This is a genomic window from Paenibacillus polysaccharolyticus, assembly GCF_900102085.1.
GTDB lineage: Bacteria > Bacillota > Bacilli > Paenibacillales > Paenibacillaceae > Paenibacillus > Paenibacillus polysaccharolyticus.
The window spans coordinates 1-11,722 of sequence record NZ_FMVM01000015.1; the positions used below are offsets into that span (position 1 = coordinate 1).

Annotated in this window: 10 protein-coding genes; 4 read left to right on the forward strand and 6 right to left on the reverse strand. The window is 46.7% G+C overall.

Annotation, left to right across the window (positions count from 1 at the left end; genetic code table 11):
• Nucleotides 1–423 precede the first annotated feature (423 nt).
• The gene (locus BLQ13_RS20060) at nt 424–1,872 is read left to right on the forward strand and encodes a DEAD/DEAH box helicase (RefSeq protein WP_090923418.1); all 1,449 of its coding nucleotides are present in this window, start codon (nt 424–426) and stop codon (nt 1,870–1,872) included.
• A gap of 197 nt (nt 1,873–2,069) precedes the next feature.
• Here the strand turns inward: BLQ13_RS20060 and BLQ13_RS20065 are convergent, their stop codons facing one another.
• The 3 genes from BLQ13_RS20065 to BLQ13_RS20075 form a co-directional block, all read right to left on the reverse strand.
• Entirely contained in the window at nt 2,070–3,479 is a 1,410-nt protein-coding gene (locus BLQ13_RS20065; protein ID WP_090923419.1) for a DKNYY domain-containing protein, read from the reverse strand.
• A gap of 39 nt (nt 3,480–3,518) precedes the next feature.
• A complete protein-coding gene (locus BLQ13_RS20070) occupies nt 3,519–4,295 on the reverse strand; it encodes an SDR family oxidoreductase (protein WP_090923421.1) in 777 nt (258 codons plus the stop codon).
• Between the two features lie 86 nt (nt 4,296–4,381).
• The gene (locus tag BLQ13_RS20075; protein WP_090923423.1) at nt 4,382–5,179 is read right to left on the reverse strand and encodes an FRG domain-containing protein; all 798 of its coding nucleotides are present in this window, start codon (nt 5,177–5,179) and stop codon (nt 4,382–4,384) included.
• Nucleotides 5,180–5,444: 265 nt separating this feature from the next.
• On the opposite strand from BLQ13_RS20075, the gene BLQ13_RS20080 reads away from it, so the two are divergent.
• A complete protein-coding gene (locus BLQ13_RS20080; protein WP_090923424.1) occupies nt 5,445–7,313 on the forward strand; it encodes an AbfB domain-containing protein in 1,869 nt (622 codons plus the stop codon).
• 77 nt (nt 7,314–7,390) lie between these two features.
• Here the strand turns inward: BLQ13_RS20080 and BLQ13_RS20085 are convergent, their stop codons facing one another.
• The 3 genes from BLQ13_RS20085 to BLQ13_RS20095 form a co-directional block, all read right to left on the reverse strand.
• Nucleotides 7,391–7,951 carry a GNAT family N-acetyltransferase gene (locus BLQ13_RS20085; RefSeq protein WP_090923425.1) on the reverse strand — a complete coding sequence of 187 codons (561 nt, stop codon included), beginning with the start codon at nt 7,949–7,951 and terminating at the stop codon, nt 7,391–7,393.
• A 218-nt stretch (nt 7,952–8,169) separates the two neighbouring features.
• Complete coding sequence (locus tag BLQ13_RS20090; RefSeq protein ID WP_090923426.1) at nt 8,170–8,457, reverse strand: CD3324 family protein; 288 nt, start codon at nt 8,455–8,457, stop codon at nt 8,170–8,172.
• A gap of 293 nt (nt 8,458–8,750) precedes the next feature.
• Complete coding sequence (locus tag BLQ13_RS20095; RefSeq protein WP_338060885.1) at nt 8,751–9,662, reverse strand: helix-turn-helix transcriptional regulator; 912 nt, start codon at nt 9,660–9,662, stop codon at nt 8,751–8,753.
• A gap of 179 nt (nt 9,663–9,841) precedes the next feature.
• On the opposite strand from BLQ13_RS20095, the gene BLQ13_RS20100 reads away from it, so the two are divergent.
• Nucleotides 9,842–10,420 (forward strand): hypothetical protein, encoded by a 579-nt coding sequence (locus tag BLQ13_RS20100; RefSeq protein ID WP_090923428.1) that lies wholly within the window; start codon nt 9,842–9,844, stop codon nt 10,418–10,420.
• Nucleotides 10,417–11,388, forward strand: a complete 972-nt coding sequence (locus tag BLQ13_RS20105) for an MBL fold metallo-hydrolase (protein ID WP_244159394.1) — start codon at nt 10,417–10,419, stop codon at nt 11,386–11,388. The genes BLQ13_RS20100 and BLQ13_RS20105 overlap by 4 nt, the downstream gene beginning before the upstream one ends.
• Nucleotides 11,389–11,722: the final 334 nt, after the last annotated feature.

Below are 11,722 nucleotides of genomic sequence, written 5' to 3' on the forward strand. Positions count from 1 at the left end.
TTTACGGACAAATCCGTCGCGTAAGTGTCTACTTTCTTGACATAGGTCCACAGGAGAGCTTATTTGGGCAAAATGAAGTGAGATCGGATGTTCTTATCGTATTTTCAGCAAAATAAGCTCCCTGGTGATCGTTACAATTTCAGAAAGCCCTATATCGTTCAAATAAGCTCATCTGAGATCGTTAGAATAATCAGGGTGAGGACAATGACCGTAACTACCTTCACCGGTATATAGGGGTGATCCGATATTCAGAAGGTGAGTCTCTTTATTTCCCACGCGCTTCCCGCGCACATAGAGTATAATAGGCAGGTATATGTTACATGTACGGTGCAATGCTGGTAAGTAAGATCATTCACATGGTTACCGAGACCAAAGTAACGTGAGCAGACTGCATTTCAAAACTAAACGCAAAAGAGGTAAACGATGAGTAAGCAGTATTTTAAAGATTATGGCTTGGGGGAAGAGATCGTCAAAGCACTGGACAGCCTGGGTTACGAGAATCCCACCGAAGTTCAGACCCGGGTTATTCCCGTTGCTCTTGAGAATCAGGATCTTGTGGTAAAATCACAGACGGGCAGCGGCAAAACAGCCGCATACGGTATTCCGCTCTGCGAGCTGGTAGACTGGAACGAGAATAAACCGCAGGCCCTGATTCTGACCCCCACACGGGAGCTGGCCCTGCAGGTCAACGAAGATATCACCAACATTGGTCGCTTTAAACGTATTAAAGCAACTGCGCTGTATGGACAATCTCCTTTTCACATTCAAAAAGCCGAGCTGAAACAACGGACCCATGTGGCTGTGGGCACACCAGGCCGAGTATTGGATCATATTGAACGGGGCACGCTGCCGCTGGATCGCATCGCATATCTGGTCATTGACGAAGCAGATGAGATGCTGAACATGGGCTTTATCGAGACGGTGCGAGCGATTATTCAGGCACTACCGCAGGAACGGACAACGATGCTGTTCTCCGCAACGTTCCCGGAAGATGTAGCGAAGCTTTCACGTCAATACATGGATACTCCTGTAGAGATCGAGATTAAAGCTAGCGGACTGACTACAGCAACGATTGAACATGCCGTGATTCGCACTTCGGAAGTGAACAAAACTGCACTGCTTCAGGACTTGTTGATTACAGAAAACCCAGACAGCTGTATTGTATTTTGCCGCACACAGGAGAATGTCGATAAGCTGTTCCGCGTGTTGGCTGATTTGGACTATCCGGCAGATCGTATCCATGGCGGTATGGAGCAAGATGAGCGAATTGAAGTAATGAATGCCTTCAGACGTGGACAATTCCGTTATCTGATCGCCACTGACGTTGCCGCACGTGGAATTGACATCACAAACATCACCCATGTCATCAATTATGATATCCCGCTTGAAAAAGAAAGCTATGTACACCGCACAGGCCGCACGGGCCGTGCAGGTAAAACAGGAAGAGCCTTCACCTTGGTCACGCCAAAGGATGGCAGACGTCTTGCGGAGATCGAATCCTACATTGGGTTTGAGATTCCTGTGGTCAAAGCCCCTTCAGAAGATGAGGTAGACCGCTGCCGGGAAGCATTCGAGAAACGCCTCAAGATCGCACCTGAACGCAAAAAGGACAAGCGTGAGCAGTTGAACCAGCAGATCATGAAGCTGAACTTCAACGGTGGTAAGAAGAAGAAACTTCGTGCAGTTGATTTTGTAGGTACAATTGCGAAGATTGAAGGGGTTAGCGCAGACGATATCGGGATTATCACGATTCTGGATAACGTGACGGATGTGGAAATTCTGAATGGTAAAGGTCCACTTGTCCTGGAAGTTATGCAGCATACTACGATCAAGCGTATGCAACTTAAGGTACGTAAAGGTCACAAAAATTAACGAAGAAGCAACGAAACAACGAACAACGAAAGAAGAAACAAATCCATTTCTTCGCTTATGAACTCAAATCAAAACCAGGGATAAAGACTTTTGAAGTCTGTCCCTGGTTTTTTATCTACATATAACAAATGCCATTCCATCTAGGACGGCTATAGATCTTAACTCATTTTTAAATCCCTACACCGTAATATTCAGATCTACTTTTTCTTCTTACGCACCGCTCCCTCGTGGATAAAATACCGAAACAGCTTATCCTCCGCGCTACCTTGATCATCCGTCACCTGAAAGGTCTCCGCATCCGCCGTCTTGTATACTCCTCCTGTCACAAAACTGAATACAGCCTGATCATCCTTGCCCCAATACCTGTTTAACATGACAAAAGATGCTCCATCGATGCCTTTTACGGTACGTTTGCCGTTCGCGTTATAGAGCCCCTTCCGGTCCTTGGCCCAGCTCTGGGGATCTGCTTCGAACAGATGAGTAAAGCTAGCACGATCTATCTTTTTATTGACTATGCCCCACAGATATACCTGATTCGCATCTGCAGCCCAACTCCCGGATGGTGTGAGCACTTCAAAAGTTGCCGCATCCGCTCCCTTGATTCGTTGAAGTACATCATCAGGATAACCGAAAGGCTGACTGGTACGTGCATACTGCGCATGATATACATGGTTCTGTTCTCTGGATAAACCCAGATGCTCCGTACCGCCTAACACTTCAAACGTTAGTGCATCTGCTCCCTCAACACGATACCCGTTGTAATACACATGCTGCTTGTCTCGACCAAATCGGCCTCCAAGTGACTCGAAGCTCTTCGGATCTGCTTCACGGATGATACGCCACTGAAAATAAACCCAATTCCGATCACGCGCAAACTGTTCGTCTAGCGGTTCAAATGAACTTCGATCCGCGCCGCGAACCAAATTAAAAGTTTCTTTAGCATCTCGCCTGTACCCACCGCCAGACTCTGTCCGATAGAATACGGAGGTAGCCGTGGCATACCAATCCCCCGTAAGCTGCATCGCATCATCTGCATGATGAGCGTAGTCAGCCTGCCACCAGCCCGGTATATCTGGATAATGCTCCCGGAGCCAATCTACGATCTCATGTTTATATTCATTGGCGTAACGAAGGCCGCTCGACAAGTGAAACAAATGATCCAGATCCGTACAGTAATCATGCTGCGCAATGGCTGAACTTGTATCCATTTCATCGAACACATGAAAATGCTGGCTGTCTTTGACGTATAGTTGATGTTTATCCTTTGCAAAATAAGGCGTCCCTGGCAACAGCTCGAAGCTGCCTGGATCGGAGGGAGAAACGGGCTTGTCCTCCAGATAGACATGCTGCGAATCAGAGCTGTAATCCTCGTGCACGACGCGGAACGCTTCCGTGTCCTGGCTGAACAAACTGGCCTTGTTCGTACGCGCATTGAACCACCATATACCCTGATGATCTTTTAGATAGGCAAATGTCAGCCAGCCTTTGGGGTAGGTCGATAAGACTTCGAAACCATCAGTAGTGATCCCGCCTTTGACCAGCACCGCGTCTCCGTCCTCTTTCTGCAAGACCACTAGAGCATTCGCATTGATCACAAAGCGATCCATAACCGTTCCTCCTTCAATCCATGGCTATATCGTCAGAAATTATAAATGTGAGCCACCACTGGCATCCAGACATTGTCCTGTCATCCAGCGACTATCCGCCGAGGCAAGAAATGCAGCGATATCAGCCACATCCTCGGGTTCTCCCCAGCGATTCATTACAGAGAGCCCGGCTGCATACGCCTGTCCCTGTGGGTTCGCAAGTGTTCCTTCATTCATCTCGGTGTTAATGATACCTGGTTGTATGGCGTTAACCCTGATCTGGCGGCTTCCCAGTTCTTTAGCTAGCAGCTTCGTGAACGTATCCATGGCCCCTTTGGTCATACTATAAGCAAACACTCCTGGTGAAGCTACGCGTGTAACAAAAGAGGATATATTGATGATACTCCCTCCATCCCGAAGCCTAGAGACGGCCTGCTGTGTCACAAATAGCGGTGCTTTTACATTAATTCTTATGACATCTTCAAAAGATTCTTCCGTCGTTTCCTCCAGGCTAAGGATCTGTCCTATGCCAGCGTTATTCACCAAAATATCCAACTTGCCTTCTTGCCCATGCTTCTGAACAGCAGCATCGATCTTGGAAAACAATGCATGAATGCCATCCAGCGTACTTAAATCCGCTCCGATGGCCTGCCCCTGTCCACCACGGTCTATGATGTGCCGCACCACACTCTCCGCTTCCGCCTGCCTTGTTGCAAAATGCACAAGAACGTATGCCCCCTCCTGTGCCAGACGGATCGCAATACTCCGGCCAATACTTCTGCTCGCACCTGTTACTACGGCTACTTGTCCTTCCAGTCTTCTGCATGTCTCGTTCATAACGTCATCCCCTTCAATGAATCATGTGACCTTCTCAAAGGCTCAGGACAGTTATATCACGAGACGACAATCACAATCTTGCTCTCTTATTCGAACGGAAATCCAATCATGCTTGCAGACCCATCCCGATGATGAAGCTGCTCGCGAATCTCTGTCTGATTGCTCACTTTAACGATCAGCGAAGGTGCGTACTGCTGCTGCATGATTTCAAAAGAAAACTCCGGACTGCACGATGAGGAAACCGTCTGAAACAACTGATAGAAATATAGGCCATTCGGTTCGTCTGAGCCTCTATACTTATACGGTGCCTGATAAATCAGGTAAGGTATTTGGGCCAGATCAGGCTTGTGAAATCCCTTTGTATCGTGATCCGACAGCAGATTTATCCATCGCGGGTCATCGACCATGTCCTCAATCAAGTTATAACGAGATGCCTCCATTTCCACATTCTCCAATATGAGTTCAGTCACATCGGCTGTACTCTCTCTCGCAAAACCATATACGTACCCTGCCTGACTCGGCTCCTCGCTATGATCGGTGCGGCTCAAACAGGCAAAGTACAACGCACGTAGCGGAGATGCTGTAAGTTCCAGCAAGTTCGTAGGCAGACCCTCATGGTGACACCAGGCTAACACATGCTCGCGCTCCCACTCTCCCGCTTGATCTGCCATTTCTCGGACATAATCATTTACTGCATCCACATAATATTCCGGGTTATCTCGAAGCAATCGCACTATTCCTGATCGAAGTAAAGACGAGGATTGAGTGGCATATCGCCTGTTTTCTCCGCGATAATAATACCCCTCCTGACCATTCGGTAACTCTTCAATCATCGCTATATAGTCTTTTATCGAATTTACCTCATAGTATACGGCATCATTCATAGCATCTAGCACCTCCAGCTCCTATATGTGTTTTATCCTTCATCTTCCTATAAACATACTACCATTTACATACGACTTCATCTGATCTTTGGCTTCATATCTTACAGAAAATTGAGGTAGAATTCATGCTCTTTCCGCTTATTCTCCATCAGATGTTGCTCTGTTCAGCAATTTCTGAATTGTTCACTTGCTAAATATTGTAAATCAACTACAATAGATTTGAAAACGCTTTAATTATTTTCGAATCTATATGGAGGTGTACGTAATGGGAAAACGTAAGACGGTCTGGCTTCTGGTTTTCACACTCGCATTAACGATGTTTGGTCTACATCCTGAACGAAGCAACGCGGCAAGTGTAGCAATTACCAATGGTACCGATTGGCTTGATACGGCTGGCAATCCCATTCACGCCAACAGCGGTAACATCCTGCAGGTGAGCTCAACGTATTACCTGTATGGTGAACACGCGGTAGGCGGTAAGTTTGACAGTGTGAACGTCTACACCTCAACGGACTTGAAAAATTGGACTTTTAGCAATGCCATCCTGACCAAAGACTCCGCGACGGAACTCGCCTCCAGCAAGATTGAACGTCCCAAAGTGATCTATAATGCCTCCACCAAGCAATATGTACTCTGGGCTCACTATGAGAACGGAACAGACTACAACCTCGGCCGCGTTGCGGTAGCCACAAGCAGTACACCCAACGGCAAATTTACGTATGAAGGCAGCTTCCGCCCGCTTGACTATGAATCTCGTGACATGACTGTTTTTGTGGACACGGACGGCACAGGTTATCTCGTAACGGCCTCCCGTAAAAACGGCGGTGCGAATGATACGATGGCTATTTTTAAGATGAATGCAAGTTATACAGGGATACAATCTTTCGAAGGATGGTTGTTCGAGAATGCATACCGCGAGGCCCCGGCTGTTGTGAAAAAAGGAAACCGCTACTACCTCTTCACCTCCCAGGCCGCTGGCTGGTATCCGAATCAGGGTGCGTATGCTACAGCTACGTCCATGACAGGGCCATGGACTGCACTTACGCCTTATGGCAACCCGTCTGCCTTCGGCTCCCAGATCCATGATATTGCCACGATTCAGGGCAGCAGCACCACTTCGTATATCTATATGGCGGATCGCTGGAATCCAATGAATCTGGGCGAGCACAAACATATCTGGTTGCCCCTCACGCTGAATGACGGCAATGGAACGGCATCACTGGAATGGTATACCACATGGAATATTGATGCAGCAACAGGTCAGATCACGTTACCTGCTCTCGTCAATCATGCCCAAGGCAAGACAGCCTCCGCTAGCTCGACAGCCTCTGGCTCGTCGCCTTCCCTTGTCAATGACGGTAACTATCAGACCTCGTGGGTGGCTTCTTCCAATAGTTGGCCTGCATGGTGGCAGGTCGATTTTGGAGCACCAAAGACCATTACGGAGATTAACACTTCGTGGTTTATGTATAAAGGTTCCGAGGGGTATTACAAATACAAAATCGAGATTAGCAACGATGGTGTAAACTACTCCACGCTGGATCGCACCAACAATCTGACATATGGTTTCACCACGGATGCTGTACATTTCACGGCACGCTATGTGCGAATCAATATGGTCAACGCCGTATTGTGGAACAATCCGGGCAATTGGTACACCCCAACACTGCATGAAGTCAAAATGCTGGGCCCATCCACGCCTGAAGCTACAGGCTACAGCCAGTTCGCTTCACACAATGTACCGGATCGCATGATCCGTCATGCCAACTATGTTGCTCGCATTGATGCAAATGTCACCCCCGCTCTGGATTCCCAGTTCCGCGTTGTACCGGGTCTTGCCAGCTCTACAGGTGTTTCGCTGGAGGCAATTAACTACCCTGGTTATTTCCTGAAGCGTAATGCGAGTAATAAAATTGTACTTGAAGCCTTCACAAACACCACTGCATATAAAGGCGATGCCACGTTCCTGATCAGCCCCGGCTGGGCAGACGGCACCAAAGTATCTTTGCAATCCTACAGCCAACCGGGATATTACATCCGACATTATGATTATGTGTTGCAACTGGATGCCGTGAATGCCGCCAGCAATACGACTACAAAAGCAGATGCTACGTTTGGGCGATTGAATTTCTAAGCAACAATGATGTTCAAATTCACCTTTCTCCATGCTCAGCAGACTATTTCCTTCACAAGAAATAGTCTGTATACCCATCAATTGAACCTATGATTCGAGAAACGAAAGATTAATTTGCGCCCATCCTCGTCTGCGGTCATGGCTACTTCTTCCTCGTACAAACCTTGCGTATAATTCGCTACCGTCTTGCGCCAGAAATGCTGACCCGTTTTGTTTTTCTCCCCTGGATTGGTGAATATCTCCCAGTTGCCCTTAAACATAGCGAAGATCATTACAGCCGCCTTCTCCGCGATACCCATTCCCCGATACGGCTGCAACAGGAAAAATTCATGCATGAAAAAATCGATGCCTGGCGCACAGTGAGGCGGTGTTGCCACCATTGCAAATCCAGCAGGTCTGTCCTCAGCCATGATCAGGAAGGGATAGAGACAGTCCGGCTTTTCCCACCATATATTTTGTACATCGTATTGGTCGTGTAATGTTCGGTAATCAGAACTCGCTTCGTAAATACCATGTACATTCGGTCGATGTGCCTCCTGCAACCCATAATGTCCAGACAGGTCATGCAGGTATAACGGATACATGTTTTTGATGATATATGCCTTATCCTGATTTGTCAGTTCCACTTGGATATTCATGTTTATCTAAATCACCGTTCCTTCCGTTGGTTACGCCCGCTTCCTTACTCTATATTAGTAAACGCGCTCTCTGGACTCTATTGTACGGATACTAGTGTCGGACAGATACGTAATATTCGTTTTCTAACCATTCCGTACATCTACATGTCCGCACATCAAAAATGCATAGTAAAAAGCCACATCCGATAGCTCGAATGTGACTTCCTTTTCATCCAATCTCAATTCATTTCTATTTCGCTTCGCTTTTTACAATATACAATTTTCTTAATACTCTCGATGGATAAACAATATTGCTCTGCAAGCTCATCGATCGTTGATCCCGTAGCAAACTTCTGGCATATCTCATTGTTCCGTTCCCGAATTAGTTGTCGACCGCCTGAATTCTCTCCCCATTTCTTATGGGTGTCCTTCGGCCTCGGAATATAGATTAATCCACCTGGGAGATGTCGCTGTATCTCTTCGAGCAATGCCTTCGGAAAGACGGCATCTGCATTCACATATTTCATCGTACTCCACTCCTTAAAAAGTTAATCTTTTAAGGTAGCAGAGCCTCACGAGGAAACTTCTGACTTCATCACGTCAATGATGGCGGAGATGGCTATTAGGCTCTATGCAAACAACCGCCGTTGTTCCTCGCTTGGACTCTGCATAGAGCGGGTGTTAAAACTTCTTATGAATCGAATCATGGTAGCCCCCCTTTCGCTGAATCGATATAAGATTACGTTAAGTCATGCCCCAGCATTTCGGGTAACACTTCTATATCTTCCATATGAGAAGCCAAAATCCTCTATTAATTCCTCTATTCGTTCCTATACTGCGCCAGACTTTGCTCTAACATCACACGAACCTGCTCCTGCAATTCCGGTGGCGATATCACCTTAACCTCGGGTCCATAGGAGAGTAGCCTACGCGCGGTAAAAGCAAACTCCGAATGCGGCACAATGCCGCACCACTTTTGCTCTGATACGGTCTTGAATAACGCATCCGATGCCGCTATTCTTGCCCCGAATGCTGTAAATTGCAGTACAACCTCTTCGCCATCTGTGTGCGCAGCCTGTTTCAGCCATGCTTTTAGTGTAGGGACAGATTCATCGATCTGATCCAGCACTGTAAGCTGCTTTATTCGATCCACACGATATAACAATACGCGATCGTTATGACGTGCAGGCATGTACCAATACCCCTGCTCATAATAGATGCCTATGGGATTTACGGTCATCTTTTTCCAGCCACTGCGAGCGTTGTACAAAAATGAAATCACTTTCTTCTCGACTGCGGCTGTTAACAGATCCGATGTAAGGGAATCGTGGTGATCACCCGGATGTTGCATAAAAGCTATGTGTTCCCGCAGCCCTACAATCCGTTCCTGTACATCCGAAGGCAGTGTAGAGAAATACTGTTCTGCCAGATGTCCACGAATCGAACCATACGGAAAATCAGGAACCATCTCCAAATATTCAAGCATCATAAACAAACCTAATGCTTCCTGCTGCGTCAGCTGCAGAGGTGGCAAAATGCGATTGGGCAGCACACGGTATCCACCGTTAACACCTACCTCCGTGTATAAGGGAAAGCCCATCGCCTGTAATGCATCCAGATCACGCTGGATGGTTCGAACCGATACTTCGAATCGTTCTGCCAGCTCCCGAGCCGTGAACTTATGTCTGGAATCCATGAGGCGCATCATCGCCAGCCTGCGTTGATTCATCATATCCCCACCTTAACTACGTCACTTTTTGTCATAGAAAAATTGTAACATATCCGAGCTATTCCACGAACGCGAAGACGTTATAGCATCCTTGAATGATTTTGCTTTGCAGGCAGGCTCTCCGCACATAGATGTAGAATATTAAGGCATCTACCATTAAATGTCGGGAGTTGAGACCAACAATGACCAGTAAAGAAATCTTTCCTGTAAATGTACGTGAGATTATTGATTACATAGAACATGGCGATGTATTGAAAAGGGCATATTTCCCCGTTACCGATTGCGTTACAACAGATGAAGACGCTTCTGAGGTACCAAATCCGTTTACGAATCTAGAGGAAGCCCTGCTATTTTACCAGGATCAAGATGTAGAACCACCTTATTATTTTCTATTAGACATCACCGCAGATGCCTCAGGAGATATTCCGCCCGCCTCTGGTGATCAGGAGAAGTCACTTGCCCGAGCGTTCATTATGTATGAAGAAGAGCAAGACTTCTACGGCATAATGAAGAAAAAATTAGAGGGACAGGCCCCGGAATTGGGACTGAAGCCTGATCAACTTAACCATCTCGCTGATATCATCAGCGGTGATCTATTTCAGATTGCGAGAGCCCGATTGTTATGCAAGGAGCCACATCCGTATTTTGAAGAGATGTTCAATGTCTATAAAAATCAAGGACTACCTGTGGGCTGGATCGGCAGCGAATCTGCCAGTGAAGGGCACTTCGTCATCTACACTCGTCCGAGACAGGAGAGATGATGTTGAGAGACCGGATTGCAGCCTTTCGAGGCTCCAGGCATTTTGAATTAAAATATGTCACGGATCACGTCATTGCGGCCATTGCGGTTCCAGGAACAGGATCATTAGGGAATGCAACCATCATTAATCTGGGCGATGCAACAATGGTCGTGGATACTTTCCTGACCCCGCAGGCCGCATCCGACCTGAAAGAAGCAGCCACTTCTATTACAGGGAAACCGGTAACCTACGTTGTAAATACACATTGGCACAGTGATCATACCTCTGGAAATCAAGTGTTTGTACCCGAAGCTCTCATCATCTCGACAACGGCTACCCGCGAGATTATGGATACCTTTTCAAGACAAAGAATAGCTCAATATCGGGAGAATACGGAGCAGATGAATCAGGCGATTCATCAACAAGAAATACAACTGCAGCAAGAGACCGATGAAAAGTTAAAACGAGAGATGGCCTGGGATAATGCCAGTGACCGTGAGTTTATGCAGATGCTCCCCGATCTGGTACATACCGTTCCCACGATAACCTTTGATCAACAGCTGGTGATTCACGGTAGTCAATGCAGCGTTCAGATCCTTACTTTGGGCGGGGGACATACCCAGAGTGACACGATCCTGTATATTCCTGAAGAGAAAATCGTTATTACAGGAGATCTGGTCCTGTCCAAACACCATCCGGTTTTGGCTAATGCCAACCCGCAGGAGTGGCGGCGTATATTGGAACAGATCGAGCAGCTTGGGGTGGAGACAATCATTCCCGGGCATGGAGATGTATGCTCTCTGCAAGAGCTTCATGATGTGAAAGGATATATTCAGGATATGCTGGCTCTGGTGACAGAAGCCGTGAAGACCAAACAATCTATAGATGATATTGAAGTACCACACAACTATAAGGAATGGTCGTTTACAACCTACTTCAAATCGAATTTAAGCAAAATTCACACGCTTATCACGGAGTCAGAAACATAAATAGTGTAGTTTATAAAATTTTGAAATTTGCATAAAATCAACATTGAATTATTTTCCATTACAGGGTATGGTTAAGAAGCTTAGCGATAAGCAAGTTCCTTACACGAAGGGAGAGGTTTTATATGGCTGCTACTTATATGAATATGGTGGTTCAGTATTAAAACCGAATAGCTGGCATATCTGAAAAAAGCGGGACGACTCCCGTATTCTTTGTTATGCCATCCAAAGTAACCTTTCGTGAATATTGCTGTTTGCAGATACGATGAAGGTCGTATCTTTTTTGCGTCCTGATGCCGCAGAACAGTAGCTTCTTAAGAGGCTGCTTGTTTGCGGC